Source organism: Peribacillus sp. N1, from assembly GCF_054600815.1.
The window spans coordinates 135,570-156,003 of record NZ_BAAHZO010000004.1; the positions used below are offsets into that span (position 1 = coordinate 135,570).

A 20,434-nucleotide genomic window follows, 5' to 3' on the forward strand; every position below is an offset into this window, starting at 1 on the left:
GCGGAAATCAACGTTCAAATTGTAAAAGCCATAAAAAAACTGTAGAAAACTCGATTTTCATCAAGTTTGTCTACAGTCTGAGTCTCCAAATAGAAGATTGGATGCTTTCCTTTTATGTTAGTCCATAATGGTCAGGAGTTGATCGATCGCGGTCCTTGGACGAGGGGCAGGAATCATATCGGGATAGCCAACGTGAAGGCTGCCGACGATCTTCTCGCCTGGTTTCACGCCCAAAGCTTCACGAAACTCCATGCTGTGTATCATGCCGTATGTTTCCCATATCATCCCGATTCCCTGTTCCCAGGCAAGCAGGCTGAAATTCTGGATCAAGGCACTTGTAGCCGCATAATCTTCTTCACGTGTCATGGGATTCGGGTTCTCTTCCATGATCACTGCGACAAACATCGGTACACCTATAAGTTTATTATATCCTCGCTGTCCGGCTGCTTTTTTCTTTTCAGGGTCCTTCTCTTTGCCTTCCATGAATGCACGGGTTGCTTCTGCGAGTTTTAAACGGCTATCACCATGCACCACGACGAAGCGCCATGGCTGGGTCATTTTATGGTTCGGTGCCCATGTCGAAGTTTCCAATAATGATTGAATGGTATCAATAGGAACAGGAATGTCCTTAAATCGTTTGATGCTGCGCCGTTCTTTAATGATATCTTCTAGTTTCATGATCATCCTGCTCCTTTAATCATATATGTAAGTTTAATAGTTGAAAAAAATAATCCCCGGCTGCCTAATATGCTTCCAACGTGAATAAATTACTTGAATAAAGAGGGGGCAATATTCTAGTGACTTGCATTCGCTAATGAGCATATAATTTTACTAGGCACAGAGAAGCCGGGGCGACATTGTATCTATGTACAATATCAAAAGGGTACGATAAGAGAATATCGTAATTGCTTATCAAATTTCAGAGATCGATAATGAAATTGAAAATCATTATCAATTAGAATTTTCGCTTATTTCCTGTTATTTGTCAAGGGTATTTATAAAAAAAATTCAAGATATTTACCAATGCTTTAAAACGGTTAAAATCTTTTAAAAAATCTGTATAAAAATGTATAATGGGAGGATGAAAAGATGCTATTTACATACGGAGAATCGAAGGTGTCATAGATGAAAAAATTGTCCTCATTTCTTAAGCCATACTGGCTTTTGATCATTCTTGCTTTATCCTTAATGATTGTCGAGCTCGGGGTAGAGCTGTTACAACCTCTATTTATAGCAAAAATCATTGATGATGGCATTTTGCAGAAAGATTTATCGGTGGTGATTAAATGGGGAAGTGTCATGGTTGGACTTTCCGTTTTTTCATTTCTTGGCGGGATCGTTAATTCATTTACGGCATCACATGTAAGTCAAAGCTTTGGACATGATGTCAGGAAAAGCCTTTTTGGTAAAATACAGGCGTTTTCTTTTGCAAATTTGAATAATATCCCGACTTCCTCGTTGATAACAAGGATGACAAATGATGTGACACAACTTCAAAATACGGTTTTTATGGGCTTGCGTATCATGGCGAGGGCGCCACTGATCGTAATCGGCGGAGCGATAATGGCTATTGCGGTCGATTTGAAACTATCACTTGTTTTGGTCATTTCAATTCCGATTCTTGTTTTCTTCCTGAGATGGGTTATGAAACGAGCAGCCAAGCTGTTTAAGCTCGTACAGAAAAAACTCGATAATGTTAATGGCGTAATGAGGGAAAACCTGATAGGCATGCGCTTGATCAAGGCTTTTCTTCGTAAGGAGCATGAAATCGGCCGATTTGACGATGCGAATGAAGAGTTGAAAAGAAAGACCGTGACTTCGCTTCGTCTAATAGAAACGACGATGCCTGTACTGATGTTGGTCATGAATGTGGCGATTCTGATCATTCTCTGGCTTGGAAGCGAATTTATAACAACGGGAGATATACAGGTAGGGGAAGTTGTGGCGATTGTCAACTATGCCACAAGAATTGCGGCATCCCTTTCCGTTTTTTCATGGCTGATCATGGTCATTTCCCGTGCGAAGGCTTCAGCGGAGCGTGTGACGGAAATATTTGAAACCCCGATAGATATTGATGAAGGTAAGGCGGAAAGCAAGAGTGGGGCCGTAAATGGGGGAGGCATCAAGTTTTTGGATGTATCTTTTCGTTATCCTGGAACCGATACGCCGATATTGAAAAACCTGACCTTCTCCATCGATCCGGGAGAAACGCTTGCCATCTTAGGAGCGACAGGATCAGGGAAAACATCTCTGTTTCAGCTGATTCCGAGATTATACGAAGTTGAAAGCGGCTCCATTCAAATTGATGACCAAGATCTGAAAGATATCCCCCTGAATTCTCTGCGGAAAAGGATCGGCTATGTACCGCAAGAGGCGCTGCTTTTTTCAGGAACCATAAAAAATAATGTCGCTTGGGGAAAAGAAGGTGCCTCGATGGAGGAAATCATGGCTGCGGCCAAGCATGCTCAGGTGCATGAGACCGTAATGAAACTTCCGAAGCGATATGAAACCCAGTTAGGGCAAAAAGGAGTGAATCTGTCCGGAGGGCAAAAACAGCGCTTATCGATCGCAAGAGCATTGGTGCGCAGACCGAAGATTCTCCTTCTGGATGATAGTACGAGTGCGCTGGATTTGAAAACGGAAAGTAAATTGCTTGCCGCTTTAAAGGAATATACATGCACAACGCTCATCATTACACAAAAAATCAGTACAGCCATGGAGGCGGACAAAATCTTGTTGCTGGAAAGCGGTCAAGTCCTTGCACTGGGGAAGCATGAGGATTTGCTTCAAACAAGCGATCTTTATCGAAAAATCGTTCACTCACAGTTTGGGGAGGAGGGGATTTCGCTTGAGTCAAAGAATATCTCCCGATAAGGCAAAGTCCAAACCGGTCAACTCCTGGAATACGATAAAAAGGATCATTCCCTACTTAGCAACGAATAAAAGCCTGTTATTTTGTGTCCTTTTCATGGTGCTGATAAGCTCGGTTTTGGGATTGCTTGGCCCCTTTCTTGTTGGGATGTCCATTGATGATTATATTGTCACAAAAGATAGCGGGGGGCTGATCACCCTTCTTTTCGGACTTCTTGGAGTCTATATATTCTATTCCCTATCCATGTGGCTTCAGAATTATTGGATGATTGGAATCGCGCAGGATACGGTTTATGAAATGCGCAATCAATTATTTAAAAAGCTTCACCAGCTGTCCATCCCCTTTTTTGACCGGCGCCAGCATGGGGAATTGATGAGTAGGGTCACGAATGATATAGAAAATGTCAGTTCCACTTTGAATAGTTCCGTCATCCAGATTTTTTCAAGTGTGCTGACACTGGTCGGGACGATCGGAGTCATGCTGTATTTGAGCCCTTTATTAACTGTTTTAACCTTATTCATCGTTCCGCTTATGTTCTTCGGTCTGAGGTGGATAACGAACCGGACAGGAAAGCTGTTTAAACAACAGCAGAAGAACCTTGGGGAACTGAATGGGTTTATAGAAGAAACGATTTCCGGACAACGGATCGTAAAGGCTTTTTCACAAGAAGATAAAGTGATCCGGGATTTTATCATCCGGAGTGAAAACTTGAAGAAAGCCGGCTTCCTATCACAATCATACTCCGGGCTGATTCCAAAACTGATGAATTTACTGAACAACTTAAGTTTCACGGTAATAGCTGCTGTCGGCGGGTTTTTGGCGCTGAGTGGCATAGGAACGGTTTCCATCGGGGTAATTGTCATCTTCACCGAGTATTCAAGGCAATTCACCCGTCCGCTCAATGATCTGGCTAACCAATTCAATACACTCCTTTCAGCTGTTGCCGGTGCGGAGCGGGTTTTCGCCATACTTGATGAAGAAGAAGAGGAAGTGGATGAGAAGCAGGCCTCTGAACTTCGCGATGTCTGCGGTGAGGTGGTCTTTGAGGGTGTTTCCTTTTCGTATAATGATGAGGAGCAAACGATATATGATGTTAATTTCCAGGCGGAAAAAGGGGAGACCATCGCGCTTGTAGGTCCCACTGGGGCCGGTAAGACTACGATCATTAATCTTCTTGCCCGTTTTTACGAGCCGAGCAGCGGCCGGATAATGATTGATGGGCAGGATATCCAACAGGTGACGAGGTCTAGTCTCCGTAAGCATATGGGCTTCGTTTTACAGGATTCCTTCTTGTTTCAAGGTACGATTCGTGAAAATATCCGCTACGGCCGACTGGAGGCGGAAGATGAAGAAGTGGTGAATGCAGCCATGCTTGCCAATGCCCATTCCTTTATCATGAAACTGCCAGATCGATATGATACCATCTTGAATCAAGAGGGCAGTGGAATAAGTCAGGGGCAGCGCCAGTTATTATCGATTGCCAGGGCTATTTTAGCCGATCCCATTCTATTGATTTTGGACGAAGCGACAAGTAGCATAGATACGATTACCGAACTTAAAATCCAGGAAGCATTACACCGCTTGATGGAGGGAAGGACAAGTTTTGTCATTGCCCACAGATTGAATACAATTCAGCAAAGTGATCAAATCCTTGTACTTGATGAAGGAAGGGTCATTGAAAAGGGATCCCATGATGAATTGTTGCGGCAGAGGGGTTTTTATTACGACCTATTTCGCAGTTCTTTAAGGGGAAATCAGATTGGATGAAGAAAGAATGTGTGCCGTCAGGCGCACATTTTTTTGTTGTTGGTCCAATAACAAGGACAACTTCCGTTTCATTTAATGATGCACCTTCTAAAAATGGGGTTATTTACCCAATGCGGTTCTTATAAAGAGTGTGAATTCATAAATCTATATTGGTGGGAAAAGAGGTAATTATCGACAAAATAATGGAAAATACTTTACAAATTGACCAATTTACTATTGCTAAAAATCCTTATGGTGACATATAATTCAGAATATATATAAAATTCTTTAAATTTAATGGGCATGGGGAGTAATTCAGCCCAGGTCCCTTATAAATGAAGGTTTTTTATAGTTGTAAAATAGTTCAATGGAGGGGAGATGGAAAAAATGAAAGCGCTTAAGTCAGTCGTACTTTGGGGGATCATATCTGCTTTGGGGGCGGTGAGTTTTGGTTTCGTCGCGCTAAACCGGGGGGAAAGCATCAATGCCATGTGGATTGTCACTGCAGCACTCTGTGTTTATTCAATTGCATACCGCTTTTATAGTAAATTCATTGCACGGAAAGTGTTTGAGCTAGATGACAATCGCCAGACTCCATCGGAAGCGAATAATGATGGGAAAGATTATGTTCCTACAAACAAATGGGTGTTGTTTGGCCACCATTTTGCAGCAATTGCCGGAGCTGGCCCTCTGGTAGGTCCCATCCTTGCAGCGCAGATGGGATATTTGCCAGGGACGCTATGGCTTGTAGTCGGAGTTGTTTTGGCTGGTGCCGTACAGGATTTCATCATTCTTTTCGGTTCGATGCGCCGTAACGGCAAATCTTTGGGAGAGATGATCAAAGAGGAAATTGGACCGATTACAGGCTTGATAGCGATGATCGGTATCCTCGGTATCATGATCATTTTATTGGCGGTACTTGCCCTGGTTGTCGTAAAAGCGCTGGTGGGCAGTCCGTGGGGAATGTTCACGATTGCCTCGACCATACCGATTGCAGTCCTTATGGGCATTTACATGCGTTATATAAGGCCGGGACGGGTTGGTGAAGGGTCGATTATCGGAATCATACTTTTGATGCTCGCGTTATATTTCGGCCGCTTTGTAGCCGAGAGTGCAACATTGGCGCCAATGTTCACTTTCAGCGGGGAAACGATTGCCATCATGTTGATTGTCTACGGTTTCGTTGCCTCCGTTTTGCCTGTATGGATGTTATTGGCACCGCGTGATTATTTAAGTACATTCTTGAAAATCGGTACGATCATCGGACTTGCACTTGGTATCTTTATTGTCATGCCGAGCCTTGAAATGCCTGCAGTCACTCAATTCATCGATGGAACAGGACCTGTATTTTCCGGAAATTTATTCCCGTTCCTATTCATTACGATCGCTTGTGGAGCGGTATCGGGATTCCATGCACTCGTTTCCTCAGGTACAACTCCTAAGATGATTGAACGCGAATCGCATGCACGTCCAATCGGATACGGGGCGATGTTGACTGAATCCTTTGTAGCCATCATGGCGATGATTGCCGCCTGTGTATTGACGCCAGGTATCTATTTTGCTATTAACAGCCCGGGAGCCGTTGTGGGAACGGAACCAGCGCAAGTGGCTGCTACCATATCCGATTGGGGTTTCCTTGTAACACCTGAGATGATTACCGGCCTTGCAGACGATGTTGGGGAAGAGACCATCATATCCCGTACTGGAGGAGCACCGACCTTTGCAATCGGCATGGCCCATATCTTCTCGCAAGTGATTGGGGGGGCGTCCCTGATGGCGTTCTGGTATCATTTCGCGATCTTGTTCGAGGCATTGTTCATATTGACCACCATTGATGCAGGAACCAGGGTGGGACGTTTTATGATACAGGATATCATCGGCACCTTTTACAAACCATTTGCCGAAACGAATAAATGGCTGCCTAATATAATTGCAACTGCCATTTGTGTAATCGGTTGGGGGTACTTCCTTTATCAAGGGGTCATTGATCCTCTTGGCGGGATCAATACCCTTTGGCCATTGTTTGGAATTGCGAATCAGATGCTTTCCGCCATTGCGTTGCTGCTTGGGACGACGGTCCTTTTCAAAATGGGCAAAAAAGCGTACACATGGGTCACTCTTGTGCCCACTACATTCTTGTTGATAGTGACCATGACGGCAGGGTGGCAGAAGCTGTTCCATGAAAACCCGGCAATTGGCTTTTTAGCACATAAGGATAAATTTAAAGCGGCCTATGATAGTGGGGAAGTTCTTGCTCCGGCAGCTAATCTGGCCGAGATGAAACGGGTTATCGTCAATGATTATGTGGATGCAGCCCTTTGTGCCATCTTCATGATCGTGGTGATCACTGTCCTGATTTCTGCCATTAGGTTATGGATAAAGGTCTTGAAGAACCAGAAAATAGATTTACATGAAACACCTTATGTATCAAGGACGTCATAAGGGAGGGAAAGCAATGTTGAAAAGAATAATTACAATTCTCAGCTACAGAAAGCAATTCGTCAGTTTGCTCGTCGGCGTGCCAAGTTATGATACGTATGTGGCACATATGAAAAAGCATCATCCTGAAGAGCGCGTGAAAACCAGGAAAGAATTTTTCTGCGAAGCCCAGGATGAACGGTATAACGCAAAGGGTGGGAATGTGTCTCGTTGCTGTTAATTGAATATTTTTTGAGGGTCCTCAATATGAGGGCCCTTTTTTTATTGGTTTTTTTGAAGTGGGACATAGGTAGAGGGGTAAATGTAATAGTAATGGAGTCGTAAAAAGGTGGAAAATTAATTATAAGACAAAAAAATCAAATTATCTAAGCCTTTATTCACAGTGATGTTATATAACCTAACATTTTTTTATAAAATATAAAAATTAAGTTGAATTATTAGAAAATTAAGTATATGATAAAAAATATAACATAATAGTGTTAATAAACATAACATATACAAAAAACAAGGGGGAAAAAAACAGTATGCAAATGGCAGATTCGGTATTCATGTTTTTGGCGACAATGATGGTTTGGTTAATGACACCAGGGATTGCCCTATTTTATGGAGGGATGGTAAAAAGTAAAAATGTCCTGAATACGGCAATGCATAGTTATATGCCATTGGCTGTCATTTCGATTCTTTGGGTGCTGATTGGGTATTCATTATCATTTTCACCTGGTAATACACTTCTGGGAGGTCTGGACTGGGTTGGCTTAAAGGATGTAGGCTTTGCACCTGGACCATACAGTGAAACGATTCCTCATAGTTTGTTCATGTTATTCCAAATGACTTTTGCCGTTTTAACCGTCTCGATCATTGCAGGTGGCATTGCCGAGCGGATGAGATTTTCAGCATTCCTGATTTTTACGATCCTTTGGTCTTTATTCGTATACGCTCCCGTTGCACACTGGGTATGGGGAGGCGGCTGGTTAGCGGAACTTGGTACACTTGACTTTGCAGGCGGCAACGTTGTTCATATTTCTTCAGGGGTTGCAGGTCTGGTTTTAGCGATCATGTTAGGTAAAAGGAAAGAGTCGGGTGACAGTGCACCGCATAATCTTCCTTTAACATTCCTTGGCGGATCATTAATATGGTTCGGTTGGTACGGCTTCAACGTCGGAAGCGCACTGACAATCAATGAAGTGGCGATGAATGTATTCGTCAATACAGCTGTTGCGGCCGCTGCTGGTATCATAGGCTGGCTGATCGTTGAGTATATGGCAAATAAAAAGGCAACATTGCTGGGTGCGGTATCAGGAGCTATTTCTGGCTTGGTGGCCATTACACCTGCTTGCGGATTCGTAACCCCTGCCTCTTCCATCATCATCGGTGTCATTGGTGGTGCCGTATGTTTCTGGGGCGTATTCTTCCTGAAGAATAAACTCGGTTACGATGATGCACTTGATGCTTTCGGATTGCACGGGATCGGCGGGACATGGGGTGGGATCGCTACAGGTTTATTCGCGACCACTTCCGTTAACGAAAACGGTGCAGATGGTTTATTCTATGGAGATTTCAACTTGTTGTGGAAGCAGCTTGTAGCGATCATTGCGACATATATCTTCGTTGCCGTGGTCACATATGTCGTTGCTAAAGTCATTAACCTTTTCGTACCGTTGCGTGTCAGTGAAGAAGATGAGTCAATGGGGCTTGATCTTACACTTCATGGAGAAAAAGCTTATCACGAATCCATTTAAAAGGGGGTTGCTCATATGTCCGAGGTTTTAACGAAAATCGAAATCATTACACGTCCGATCAAGTTTGAACAATTCAAAGCGGAACTTGCAAAAATAGGGGTAAGCGGAATGACTGTATCGGAAGTAAAAGGAACGGGTCTTCAGAAAAGTTATGTGGAAACCTATAGAGGCAGAAATCGTGAAATGTCACTACATGATCGAATGAAAATCGAAATCGTCGTGTGTGAAGTGCCAGTTCAGGATGTTGTGGATGTAGCAAGGAAATTCCTGAGTACAGGTAAACCAGGTGACGGAAAAATCTTCATTTATGAATTGGCGAATGTTGTGAATATCCGTACCGGAAAAGAAGGTCATGATGCGTTAAAGAATGACATCTGAATGTCCGGCCGAATGTGCCGGATACAGTTGATTAAAGAAAGGGAGCTGAAAATGGGGAGACTGGTCCGAATTGTTAATGCAAAAAAACAGAAGATCGTTAATACGCTCATTTCAGAGGATGTATATCAACCTGATGACCGACCCTTTTTATTGGAATTGCCACTGAAAAATCTAGAAGAGATACTATCTCTAAGAATAAAATCCTCGTTTCAAAATCCCCGTTTTAAAAAATGACCTTTAGCCGTTATCCTATATGGGGAGAGCGGCTTTTTTATGCGTTTGATTTCCACCCTCGCGACATTTAAATGTTAGTATATAAGGAAACTTTTTTCTTGAATCCCCCATGGAAATCGGGGAGCTTTCCAACTATAATGAATAAGGATGTAAATTTAAATACGATTTTTTTGCCTTTTTTGACGCTTTTCGCTTAGTTACTTCAATTTTTCTTTAATTTTACGAATAGTAAATTCAAAAAAATGTAAGTTTTCCAAAAAATGATGAATTATTTTATGAATGCCCTGTTTAATAATAGGGAAATTATTAATATGTTCTTTTAAGAGGTGAAAGGAAATGGATCAATTTACGGTCGAATCCGTTTTAAATATCATCAGGGAATTTGTACCGAAGGATGCTTCAATTTCTGTGGCTGATTCCGAAAAATACATTTATTATCAACCGAGCAAACAAGTTGATTTAAGAATAAAACCAGGTGATTTAATCAGTGAAAACACAGCGACATATAAAGCACTGAGTGTCCGTAAAAAAATAGGGGTGCAGGTTGAAAGCAATGTATTTGGCGTACCTTACTATGGGCTGAGTGTTCCTATCATGGACCAGGGCAATCCTTTAGGAGCGGTAACGGCCATCTTGCCGACAAAGCCATTAATTTTACCGACATCATTCTTGACCATTAAAACCGAAGATCGCTGGATACCGCTTCCATATGATGGAATTATGTATCTGGAAGCTCAAAATAGGAAAACTAAAATTCAGTCCGAACGTGTGAGTGGATTTCATAAAATGAATTTAAGTGAATTGGAATTCATTTTACCTAGTGATTTATTCATTCGCGTGCATCGTTCGTACATCGTCAATATCAACTATATTCAAGAAATCCTTCCCGATTTTCATTCTACATTTTTACTGATAATGAAAGACAATTCCAAAATCCAGGTCAGTCAAACGTATGCAAGTCAATTCAGGAGGGCTTTAGGATTTTAATGATTCTCCCTTGTGTGAATAAAATGCTGGTTTATGACCTATTTAAGGCTTTTCATTCAAAAATGAATGTGACGATTACACAGGATTGGTAAAATTAAGTGTAAGAAAAGCGAAAATGGGGGTCTTTTGTATGAACGAAAGCGTTTTCAAAAAAATTCGCAATGAACAATTTAAGGGGAAAGTAGTTACAGCGGAAGAAGCAGCTTCATGGATTAAAGATGGGATGAAACTCGGGATGAGTGGATTTACCCGTGCTGGTGATGCTAAAGTTATTCCGATGGCTCTAGTTGAAAAAGCAAAAACTGAAAAATTCAAAGTTGACGTTTATACTGGTGCTTCATTAGGACCGGAAGTCGATCAACATATGGCGGAAGCCGGTATCATAAATAAACGTTTGCCGTTCCAAGCGGATAAAGGCATTCGCAATAAAATAAATGCTGATGAAGTCACTTATGTGGACCAGCATTTATCTCATACAGCTGAACAAGTTCGTCAAGGCATTGTCGGACCTATAGATTTTGCAATCATCGAAGCACTGGCGATTACGGAAGAAGGATTGATCATCCCGACAACTTCTGTAGGTAACTCAGCCATATTCGTTCAAGAAGCTAAACATGTAATCATTGAATTGAACGTGTCCCATCCAGAAGGATTGGAAGGGATGCATGATATATATACACCAGCTGAACAAGGGAAACGCGAACCGATTCCTATGACTAAAGCTAGTGATCGCCTTGGATCGATCGGTATTGCGGTTGACCCTGAAAAAGTAATGGGAATCGTCATTTCTACAGATCTTGATGCACCTTCTACAATCGTGCCGCCGGATGAAGAAACTGCAACAATCGCGAACCACCTCATTAACTTCCTTCGTGAAGAAATCAAGGCTGGCCGTTTAACTGAAAGCCTTGCTCCGCTTCAGTCGGGTGTAGGTTCAGTGGCAAATGCTGTATTCGCTGGCTTCCTTGATTCTGAATTTAAAGATTTGGAAGTTTATTCAGAAGTGCTGCAAGATGCGGTATTTGATTTAATCGATGCTGGAAAAGTGAAATTCGCTTCAGGTTGTTCGATCACATTAGCTGAAGAAAAAGGTAAACAAGTTTACGGTGAACTTGAAAAATACCGTGATAAACTAGTTCTTCGTCCACAAGAAATATCTAACCATCCTGAAATCATCCGCCGTCTTGGCTTGATTTCAATCAATACAGCGTTAGAGTGTGATATCTATGGTAATGTAAACTCGACACATGTTTCTGGGACAAGAATGATGAATGGAATCGGTGGATCGGGAGATTTTGCCCGTAACTCACGCCTAGGCATTTTCGTAACGAAATCATATGCAAAAGGCGGCAAGATTTCCAGTATCGTTCCTTTCGTTTCTCATGTGGATCATACTGAACATGATGTGGATGTATTAGTGACAGAGCAAGGGATCGCTGATTTACGTGGTTTGGCACCAAAAGAGCGCGTAGAGTTAATCATTGAAAATTGTGCGCATCCTGACTACCGTCCACAGCTTCGTGCATACTTCACTGAAGCTGTTGCGCAAACTGGCGGGCATCAAACTCCACACATTCTTGAAAAAGCATTTTCATGGCATACAAACCTAGCTAAAAACGGTACGATGCTTGAAGCAGTACTTCAAGATCAAAAATAAGACTCAAAACCACCCCGCCAATACAGCGGGGTTTTTTTTATTTGGGTCCGTTTCCCGTATTGGGAAAACCATGAATCTTTCAATTTGCATGATGGTGCATATTAGTTTTTTTCCTCTAACATATAAAAGATTTAAAGTGTAAAATGATGCTTAGCCATCGAAAAGATAGGGAACTGTATCTTTAGGCTTTTTTCTTTTATTTTTGTATATAATTATTCATTCAAGTTATAGAAGTATGGTAAACTGCTAACAATGAAGGATTATCATACATAGAATTTTTTCGTTTCCTTAGAAATAAGGAGTCATATAGAATGCTTATAGTGGAGGAGATTATTTGTTCAAGCAAAAACTGCATTTTTGGACGTTAGAGTTATTACTTTTGTCTTTACTTTTTTATGTTGGTACAAAGATTTCTTTTCTTTTTGAACCAATCGTGATTTTTACCTCGACATTGTTCTTTCCCATCTTGATTTCAGGTTTTCTCTATTTCCTGTTCAATCCCACTGTTGATTTCCTCGTTAAAAGAAGAGTGCCTAGGGGATTGGCGATATTATTGCTTTATGTATTTTTCCTGGGATTGATTAGTTTATTGGTCGGTTTGGTTGGCCCGTCACTTTCCAAACAGGTTACGGACTTAATCAATAACCTTCCGGATTATTTCAATCAAACAAGGAAGTTCATTGAAGATTCAGCGGAGTCAAAATGGTTTTTATGGACGGTGGAACAAGATTATGTACCTCTGCAAGAAGTAGGGGATTCGCTTCAGAAATATTTGACTGATTTACCTAGTAATATAACGAACAGTTTAACTTCCGTTTTCAGCGTAGTGACGAATATTACTTTAGTGGTCGTAACGGTTCCTTTCATCCTGTTTTATATGTTGAAGGATGGGGATAAGCTTCCGGCCGCCATTATGAAATTCGTACCGGTTCGCTATAGAAAACCAGCTTTAACAGTACTTCAGGAAACTGGCGGGACGCTTACTACATACATACAAGGGCAGATGCTTGTTTGCATGTTTGTCGGGATCGGAACGTTCATCGGGTATTTGATCATTGGTTTGCCTTATGCGTTCTTATTCGCGCTGATTGGTGCAGTAACCAATATCATTCCATATGTAGGCCCGTTTATCGGAGCCGCTCCTGCTGTCATTGTGGCATTGATTCATTCACCGACAGAGGCATTATTGGTCATTCTGGTTGTAACGGTCATTCAGCAATTGGATGGCAATTTCATTTCACCGCTAGTCATTGGGAAAAAATTGAACACGCATCCGCTGACCATCATCATCCTATTGCTCGTGGCCGGAAACATTGCCGGTATCATCGGCATGATTTTGGCCGTTCCGACTTACTCGGTTGTTAAAACGATAGTATTGAATATCGTTAAATTCATCAGGATCCGAAAAGAGGAAAAGCTTGAAGAAGATATATTGGAATGAAAAAACGGGCCCGACTCAATTGAGTCGGGCCCGTTTTCTTAGTGTCACAAACCTAAGGAAATATATTTTACTTCCAGGAATTCTTCGATGCCCTGGTGTCCGCCTTCACGGCCGAGTCCGCTTTGCTTGAATCCGCCAAATGGAGCTTGCGGAACGGAAGGAAGTCCATCGTTCAAGCCTACAATTCCAAATTCAAGTGCCTCGGTGAATTTGATGCCCTTGGTGATATTTTCAGTGAAAACGTAAGCTGCCAAACCGAAGATGGAGTCATTTGCCCTCTTGATTGCCTCCTCGTCAGTCTTAAAGGAGGCTATAGGAGCTAGTGGACCAAATGTTTCTTCCTTCATGCAGAGCATGCTGTCATCAATGTTGGACAGTACGGTTGGTTCAAGAAAAAGGCCGCTTATTGATTTACCGCCAGCTTCGAGCTTAGCACCGCTGCTGATTGCTTCATCTATTTGTTTTTGAACCTTATCCACTGCATTTTGATCGATAAGCGGACCGATATCGACGCCATCTTCCAGTCCGTTTCCTACCTTTAGTTCCTTTACCTTGGCAACGAGCTTTTCGATGAAGGCTTCTTGTATGGCTTCGTGGACATAAATGCGATTTGAACAGACGCATGTTTGTCCTGCGTTACGGAATTTTGAACTGATGATGCCATCAACCGCTTTATTAAGGTCGGCATCCTCAAGAACGATTGCTGGTGCGTGACCTCCGAGTTCAAGCGAGATTTTCTTAACTGTGTCAGCCGAGCCCCTCATAAGGGTTTTCCCGACTTCTGTAGAACCGGTAAACGTCAATTTACGAACCCTCGTATCTTGAAGCCAAGTTTCACCGATTTCTGATGATTTTCCTGTCACGACATTGATGACACCTTTTGGAATGCCAGCTTCTTCAGCTAATTCAGCCATTTTTAAAGCTGTTATTGGAGTCAGGTTTGCCGGTTTAATGACGACTGTGCAGCCGACGGCAAGCGCTGGTGCCACTTTTCTTGTAATCATGGCTGCAGGAAAGTTCCAAGGCGTAATGACAGCTACAACTCCGACAGGCTGTTTAGTCACGAAAAGACGCTTATTGGACACGGAAGCAGGAATCGTTTCGCCGTACACCCGTTTTCCTTCTTCGGCAAACCAAGATAAAAAGCCGTTTGCATATGTCATCTCACCAAGAGCCTCTTTAAGGGGCTTGCCTTGCTCTTCAGTCATGATTTTTGCCAGTTCTTCTTTATTATCATCAATCAATCGATGCCATTTCCAAATCAGTTCAGCGCGTTCGTAGACTGAGAGTGCAGCCCAGCCCGTAAAGGCTTCATATGCGGCATCTGCAGCCTTCGCCGCTTCAGTTGCACCGCCTTTAGGAACGGTGGCAACTATTTCATCCGTTGCCGGGTTTCTTACTTCAATTTTATCCAATCCAAAATCCGACCACTCACCGTTAATAAATAATCCGTAATCCTTCATGATAAAACCTCCTAATTTGGTTAAATCCATCAAACTACTAAAACTTTTAACTTTATACTTTTACCTGTTACATAAAAGTATAAACACTTTTCACTGATTCTGAAATTTATTTGATTGGCTATTTATAGAAAATTGGCTAATTGATAGAAAGGGAGCAATAAAAAAAAGAGGTGCAAGTTACACACCTCTTCATTAGTGTTCGATTATTTTTCCGATGAGACGGCCACTTCATTCATATCACCTGAGATGGCTTGGTTTGGATTGAATTCACCTTCTGATTTAGAAATGACCACTGTAGCAACACTGTTACCGATTAGGTTGGTGATGGCACGTGCTTCAGACATGAAGCGGTCGACTCCTAGTAGTAATGCCATTCCTTCAACTGGAATCATTGGGAAGGCAGCTAATGTTGCAGCAAGGGTAATGAAACCGGATCCCGTTACACCAGCAGCACCTTTGGATGTTAACATCAAGATTCCCAGAAGGGTCAATTCCTGCCAGATGCTTAAATCGACACCATATGCTTGAGCGATGAAAATTGCAGCCATGGATAAGTAGATGGATGTGCCATCAAGGTTGAAAGAATAACCTGTTGGGACAACCAAACCGACTACCGATTTTGAGCAACCGTATTTTTCGAGTTTTTTCATCACGCTTGGCAGGGCGGATTCCGACGAAGATGTTCCTAAAACTAAGAGGATCTCTTCTTTTATATAGGCAATGAACTTGAAAATATTAAAGCCGTACATTTTTGCGATCGAGCCAAGGATTAGTATGATGAATAGTGCCATTGTGATATATACGCTGCCCATTAATTGTCCTAACGAGGTTAAAGAACCAAGGCCAAACTTACCGATTGTATAAGCCATTGCTCCAAATGCGGCCAATGGAGAAACTTTCATGATCATACCTACTATGCCGAAGAAAATGTCGGCAATATGCTGAAAGAAAGAAACGACTGGCTGCACTTTCGGTCCCATTGCCGCCATTGATAATCCGAATAATACGGCAAAGAATAGAATAGGGAGTAAGTCTCCGCCGGCCAGTGCTGCAACGGCATTATCAGGAATGATATTAGAAATGAAAGCAATGGCTCCATGTTCCGTTTCGGAAGCGGCTGTTGTATATTGTGATACATCTCCGCCCTCGACTGAATCGATGTTAAAGCCTTTACCAGGTCCCAGCAGATTGACTACGATGATACCGATGGCAAGTGCGAAAGTGGTAACGATCTCAAAATAGAGCAGGGCCTTTCCGCCGATGCGGCCAACCTTTTTCATATCACCCATACCGCCAATTCCGATTACGACGGTTAAGAAGATGATTGGTGCAATGACCATTTTAATCATTTTAATAAATAAATCAGCTAATATCTTCAGTTGTTCACCGAAAGCAGGGAAGAAGAAACCGACTGTTATACCCAGAATGATACCGATGATGACCTGAACTGTTAGATTTTTTAATATTTTCAAGGTGCATTCTCCTTTATTATATGATAGCGCTTTCTTAACTTGGTAATAGTGTAACAGAAGAAAGAATCAGAATATTCTTTTGGTGATATTGTTTTCTTTTTGTTCTTTTTGGTCTTGGGGATTTTTAATAACTGAAGGGAAGAAGAGGAATTAAAAGTGCCATTAGGATATAGATAGATTACTAAGCTGCAAAAAAAAATACCGGTGGAGCACCGGTATTGGCGAAAATCAATTTTCAAAAGGTTTTATGAGTGCATATAGGGTTCCGATCACAGGAAGTTTCAAACCGGCCTTTTCGGCAAGGCGCAGTGCACCGCCCTGTAAATGTTCCACTTCGAGGGTTAGGCCCTTCCGGCGGTCCTGGTGCATGGAAGAGGTGGATTCGTCAGGTAAACCTGCCATGTTTTCTAACGCTTGAGCAATATTCTCCACAGTAATACCGACGTCATAAGCATTTGCAAGCTCCTTCATTTCAACAAGGACCTTTTCTAGCAATCCATTGGTTTCCGGGAATCTCCGTATCGTGCCGATAGGGAGGTTAGATGCAGTTGTCACACCGGAAAAAGCGGTGATGAACATATATTTGATCCACATCCTGATCAATATGTTTTCCGTTCTGCTTGCCTTCATGATAGCTGATCCGGTAGCCTGTTCGAATTCATCACAAACCTTTTTTTGTGACGGATGAAGCGGGCCATAGATTAAATCGTGATTTTCATTGGAGTGAATGACATGACCTTTTTCATCAAGGGTTGCTATGATGAAGGCGCTTCCTCCCAAGATGGCTTCTTCGCCCAGTTCGTCCTGTAAAATGGATACATGTTCCAACCCATTCAAAAGCGGGAGGACCTTTGCGCCCCTTTCAACAAGCACCTTTAAATCTGTAAGAGTGCCTGGCAGATGCTGGCCTTTTACAGCGAGAATCACAAGATCGACCTTTTCTATATCATTTACATTCTCTGTGATATGAAGGTCGTTGAATTGGTAGTTTCCATGTGGGCTGGTTAAGCTGATCCCGTTTTCCTTCAATTGTTTAGCGCGGTTTTTTCGGACAAGGTATTGAACATCCTGCCCGGCCTGCTGCAACCTGCCCCCAAAGTAGGAGCCGAGTGCCCCTGCCCCTATAATGACAATATTCAAAGCGCACACCTCTCTTTTGATTAAGATATACTAATCATAACATTGACTGAATTTTCGGTAAATGTTTTCCGTTTGACGGTAACTGGTTGTTTAGTTGTTTGCAAGAATGGGAAAAACAAAAAAACAGCCTGAAAGGTTTCAGGCTGGTGCTTATCATTATTTATAGATTTTTACTTTAACGGTTTTTCTGCCCCAATTGATAGCTTTTGAGTGAGAAGAGTAGAAGACGTCAATTTTATTACCTTTGATTGCGCCGCCTTTATCTGCAGCAATGGCATCCCCGTATCCTTCTACATGAACTTTTGTTCCAAGTGGAATGACTTTAGGGTCGACTGAGATTGCTTTTACGTTAGGGTTTTTCTTTAAGTTAAGACCCGATGCTGTAATCCCGCTGCAGCCTTTGCAGTTTGCTGTGTATGCTGTTGCCTTCACCGTGATCGTTTTATATTTTTTTGATGATGATGATGTTTTAGCTTTAGGTTTAGCTGCGGTCGATGTTTTCTTGACCTTTAAAACTTGTTTTGGATGGATGTTATCTTTTTTCAGGTTGTTCCAACTTTTGAGTTGATTGACTGTTATATTATGTTTATTGGCGATACCCCATAGTGTGTCGCCGCTTTTAACTTTGTATGTAGTAGTAGCAGCCGATGAAACTCCGGAAAAACTAAATACCAAAAAGAAAGCTGTGAATAGTGGAAGTAGTATTTTTTTCAAAATGAATAGTCTCCTTTGTTTTAAATCGTAGACTTAGAATAACAGGTCTTTATGACAATAATGTTTCGGTGGAATAGTAATTGTGTTACAAAAAGGTTTCCCTTGATAAATAAATGTAATATAAACTAGGTCAAAAGTACTTATCTAAGAAATGTAAATATATTATTTATTATGTCAGTATAAGCGTATTTTTGTTAAATAGTGTTGATGTAATGGCGTATCCTGTTTAATGAGGTAATATATGGACGTGTAATCCCTGGTTTTAAAGTCCTGTATATTTTGTAAAAAAACAACGTAATAATAGACGATTGAATGCTGTTTATTTTAGTAGGAGAGGATATGCGGAACATGAAAAAAGCCGACATCTATGTGATGCCGGCTTTTTTCATGATTTGGATTAATGTAAAACAAATTCAGAAGCGAAATCGACAAGCATTTTTTGATAGACTGCTATCGATTCAAGATTGACGCATTCCCTATCTCCATGCCAGTTCTCACCTTTTGGTCCGAATTCAATCGCTGGGATATCATATGCCGCAAAAAAGACGGTATCTGCGGAGCCATGTTGTCCAAAAATGACAGCGTCTTGCTTGGTGTTTCTTTCGATAATCGGACGGAGCAGAGTGATGAATGGGTCTGACTCTTCGGTTTTTACAGGTTTACTGTACATATTAAGGTGGACATTATTTCCTGTCACACTTTCGATCTGAGCAATGATATCTTCCATTGTTTGCGTAGGAAGATAGCGAATATCAAGACTTAGCAAACAGGCATCCGGTACCTTATTATAGACCTCCCCACCTTTTATTTTTGCTAGGTTAAGTGAAGGTGAAGCGTAAAGGGGAGTATGCTCCCGGGTGAAAGGAAGTTCCTTTATTTTTTGATAAAGATCATAGGCCTTTTCAATTGCATTCACGCCTTCCCATGGCCGGCTTCCGTGTGCGGATTTGCCGGATACTTCAATATCGATACGAAGGGCACCCTTTGCCTGGAGCCCGATACCCAATTGCGTCGGTTCAGCACAAATCACAAAGTCCCCTATATAACCATGTTTCGCTAAATATCCGGAACAGTTCAACCCGCCAATCTCTTCATCCGATACGATCTGAAGCTGGATTTTCAAACCTAAGTCCTTATCCTTCAGTTCGGTAAATGCACACATCATCCCTGCAACTCCAGCTTTCATATCGGCTGTCCCGCGTCCATATAAGTTTCCTTCATGAATCTCAGGGAAAAACTGATCCGGCGTTCCGCTGACAACATCGACATGGCCATTCCAAATTAGGGTTTTATCTCCGCTGCCAATCTCGCTTACAAGCATCTTATAACCGTTATTTACGATCACATTCACGGTAATTCCTTGATCTTTAAGCCAGTCCGCACAGTAATCAACTGCTTGGTTAGCTCCTTCTTTCGATGAACTGTCGATAGATACTAAATCTTTAAGTAACTCGATGAGCAAAAAGAAAACCTCCTAAAAATATGCATACTATGATTATATATACCCTTTCTGAGAAAGGGTTAACTCAAAATTTTTTTCCTGTTAATTAACGTTTAGCACTTTCATCCTCTGGGGTATGTAAAGGGGGAGCGACAATTTACATTCTTTAAGGAGGATGATAGATATGGATAAACGTATAATTGGTGTATATGAAACTGGAGAAGAAGCCATAAAGGCTGTTGAGTCATTACAGGCCCAAGGATATGATCGTGAAGATATTTCAGTGGTAGCTAAAGATAAAGAAGAATTAAATGCAGTGAATGAAGAAACGGGTACAAAAGTTGAGGAGGGGCTCGCAGCAGGTGCGGCGACCGGAGGTATTTTGGGCGGTGCTGCCGGATTATTAGCTGGTGTGGGAGCGTTGGCGATTCCGGGAATCGGACCGGTACTGGCAGCTGGACCGCTTGCTGCAACATTAGCCGGAGCGGCTGTAGGTGCTGGTACAGGAGGATTGGCCGGTACATTAATCGGTATGGGCATACCTGAAGACGAGGCGAATCGTTATGAAGCGGATGTAAAGAGTGGCAAGCTGCTTGTGTTAGTCGATTCGGATGCGAGAAAATCCAGTTCTTCTTACTCAGGCATAACGGAAACCGATGAAACGCTAACGAACGGTAGAAGGACTCTATAGGTCGTAAGTTAAAAAAGGAC

16 protein-coding genes are annotated in these 20,434 nt (G+C 42.0%); 10 read left to right on the forward strand and 6 right to left on the reverse strand.

Features of this window, described 5'->3' with window-relative positions; translation table 11 throughout:
- Positions 1–117 precede the first annotated feature (117 nt).
- Positions 118–678: a nitroreductase family protein gene (locus ACYP5M_RS16535; protein ID WP_101224925.1), complete on the reverse strand. Its 561-nt coding sequence runs from the start codon at positions 676–678 to the stop codon at positions 118–120.
- Between the two features lie 447 nt (positions 679–1,125).
- Between ACYP5M_RS16535 and ACYP5M_RS16540 the strand changes: the two genes are divergently transcribed.
- The 9 genes from ACYP5M_RS16540 to ACYP5M_RS16580 all read left to right on the forward strand — a co-directional run bounded on the left by ACYP5M_RS16540 (position 1,126) and on the right by ACYP5M_RS16580 (position 13,493).
- Positions 1,126–2,874: an ABC transporter ATP-binding protein gene (locus ACYP5M_RS16540; protein ID WP_434168405.1), complete on the forward strand. Its 1,749-nt coding sequence runs from the start codon at positions 1,126–1,128 to the stop codon at positions 2,872–2,874.
- Positions 2,774–4,639: an ABC transporter ATP-binding protein gene (locus tag ACYP5M_RS16545; protein WP_434168406.1), complete on the forward strand. Its 1,866-nt coding sequence runs from the start codon at positions 2,774–2,776 to the stop codon at positions 4,637–4,639. Before ACYP5M_RS16540 ends, ACYP5M_RS16545 begins: the two co-directional genes overlap by 101 nt.
- A gap of 366 nt (positions 4,640–5,005) precedes the next feature.
- Complete coding sequence (locus ACYP5M_RS16550) at positions 5,006–7,060, forward strand: carbon starvation CstA family protein (protein WP_434168407.1); 2,055 nt, start codon at positions 5,006–5,008, stop codon at positions 7,058–7,060.
- Positions 7,061–7,073: 13 nt separating this feature from the next.
- The gene (locus ACYP5M_RS16555; RefSeq protein ID WP_459735281.1) at positions 7,074–7,277 is read left to right on the forward strand and encodes a YbdD/YjiX family protein; all 204 of its coding nucleotides are present in this window, start codon (positions 7,074–7,076) and stop codon (positions 7,275–7,277) included.
- A gap of 304 nt (positions 7,278–7,581) precedes the next feature.
- Entirely contained in the window at positions 7,582–8,796 is a 1,215-nt protein-coding gene (locus ACYP5M_RS16560) for an ammonium transporter (protein WP_230177882.1), read from the forward strand.
- Between the two features lie 15 nt (positions 8,797–8,811).
- Positions 8,812–9,174, forward strand: a complete 363-nt coding sequence (locus ACYP5M_RS16565) for a P-II family nitrogen regulator (protein ID WP_063235326.1) — start codon at positions 8,812–8,814, stop codon at positions 9,172–9,174.
- A gap of 570 nt (positions 9,175–9,744) precedes the next feature.
- Complete coding sequence (locus ACYP5M_RS16570; protein ID WP_459735282.1) at positions 9,745–10,395, forward strand: LytTR family DNA-binding domain-containing protein; 651 nt, start codon at positions 9,745–9,747, stop codon at positions 10,393–10,395.
- A gap of 130 nt (positions 10,396–10,525) precedes the next feature.
- On the forward strand, positions 10,526–12,052 hold the full coding sequence (locus tag ACYP5M_RS16575) for an acetyl-CoA hydrolase/transferase family protein (protein ID WP_101224918.1): 1,527 nt from the start codon (positions 10,526–10,528) through the stop codon (positions 12,050–12,052).
- Positions 12,053–12,386: 334 nt separating this feature from the next.
- Positions 12,387–13,493: an AI-2E family transporter gene (locus tag ACYP5M_RS16580; RefSeq protein WP_101224917.1), complete on the forward strand. Its 1,107-nt coding sequence runs from the start codon at positions 12,387–12,389 to the stop codon at positions 13,491–13,493.
- A gap of 44 nt (positions 13,494–13,537) precedes the next feature.
- On the opposite strand, the gene ACYP5M_RS16585 is transcribed toward ACYP5M_RS16580, so the two are convergent.
- The 5 genes from ACYP5M_RS16585 to ACYP5M_RS16605 all read right to left on the reverse strand — a co-directional run bounded on the left by ACYP5M_RS16585 (position 13,538) and on the right by ACYP5M_RS16605 (position 19,744).
- Complete coding sequence (locus ACYP5M_RS16585) at positions 13,538–14,956, reverse strand: NAD-dependent succinate-semialdehyde dehydrogenase (protein WP_101224916.1); 1,419 nt, start codon at positions 14,954–14,956, stop codon at positions 13,538–13,540.
- Between the two features lie 203 nt (positions 14,957–15,159).
- Entirely contained in the window at positions 15,160–16,428 is a 1,269-nt protein-coding gene (locus tag ACYP5M_RS16590) for a dicarboxylate/amino acid:cation symporter (RefSeq protein WP_434168410.1), read from the reverse strand.
- A 228-nt stretch (positions 16,429–16,656) separates the two neighbouring features.
- Entirely contained in the window at positions 16,657–17,577 is a 921-nt protein-coding gene (locus ACYP5M_RS16595) for a ketopantoate reductase family protein (protein ID WP_459735283.1), read from the reverse strand.
- A gap of 147 nt (positions 17,578–17,724) precedes the next feature.
- A complete protein-coding gene (locus ACYP5M_RS16600) occupies positions 17,725–18,282 on the reverse strand; it encodes a 3D domain-containing protein (protein WP_101224913.1) in 558 nt (185 codons plus the stop codon).
- Positions 18,283–18,679: 397 nt separating this feature from the next.
- Positions 18,680–19,744 carry a M20 family metallopeptidase gene (locus ACYP5M_RS16605; protein ID WP_459735284.1) on the reverse strand — a complete coding sequence of 355 codons (1,065 nt, stop codon included), beginning with the start codon at positions 19,742–19,744 and terminating at the stop codon, positions 18,680–18,682.
- Between the two features lie 163 nt (positions 19,745–19,907).
- Between ACYP5M_RS16605 and ACYP5M_RS16610 the strand changes: the two genes are divergently transcribed.
- Positions 19,908–20,414 carry a general stress protein gene (locus ACYP5M_RS16610; protein ID WP_241590034.1) on the forward strand — a complete coding sequence of 169 codons (507 nt, stop codon included), beginning with the start codon at positions 19,908–19,910 and terminating at the stop codon, positions 20,412–20,414.
- The last annotated feature ends 20 nt before the right edge of the window (positions 20,415–20,434 follow it).

What these genes read in the sequence shown, in the direction of transcription:
- ACYP5M_RS16545 (WP_434168406.1), top strand. Translation starts at nt 2,774, where the DNA reads ATGAGGATTTGCTTCAAACAAGCGATCTTTATCGAAAAATCGTTCACT.
- ACYP5M_RS16535 (WP_101224925.1), bottom strand. Translation starts at nt 678, where the DNA reads ATGAAACTAGAAGATATCATTAAAGAACGGCGCAGCATCAAACGATTT.
- ACYP5M_RS16570 (WP_459735282.1), top strand. Translation starts at nt 9,745, where the DNA reads ATGGATCAATTTACGGTCGAATCCGTTTTAAATATCATCAGGGAATTT.
- ACYP5M_RS16610 (WP_241590034.1), top strand. Translation starts at nt 19,908, where the DNA reads ATGGATAAACGTATAATTGGTGTATATGAAACTGGAGAAGAAGCCATA.
- ACYP5M_RS16565 (WP_063235326.1), top strand. Translation starts at nt 8,812, where the DNA reads ATGTCCGAGGTTTTAACGAAAATCGAAATCATTACACGTCCGATCAAG.
- ACYP5M_RS16555 (WP_459735281.1), top strand. Translation starts at nt 7,074, where the DNA reads ATGTTGAAAAGAATAATTACAATTCTCAGCTACAGAAAGCAATTCGTC.
- ACYP5M_RS16560 (WP_230177882.1), top strand. Translation starts at nt 7,582, where the DNA reads ATGCAAATGGCAGATTCGGTATTCATGTTTTTGGCGACAATGATGGTT.
- ACYP5M_RS16550 (WP_434168407.1), top strand. Translation starts at nt 5,006, where the DNA reads ATGAAAGCGCTTAAGTCAGTCGTACTTTGGGGGATCATATCTGCTTTG.
- ACYP5M_RS16575 (WP_101224918.1), top strand. Translation starts at nt 10,526, where the DNA reads ATGAACGAAAGCGTTTTCAAAAAAATTCGCAATGAACAATTTAAGGGG.
- ACYP5M_RS16540 (WP_434168405.1), top strand. Translation starts at nt 1,126, where the DNA reads ATGAAAAAATTGTCCTCATTTCTTAAGCCATACTGGCTTTTGATCATT.
- ACYP5M_RS16585 (WP_101224916.1), bottom strand. Translation starts at nt 14,956, where the DNA reads ATGAAGGATTACGGATTATTTATTAACGGTGAGTGGTCGGATTTTGGA.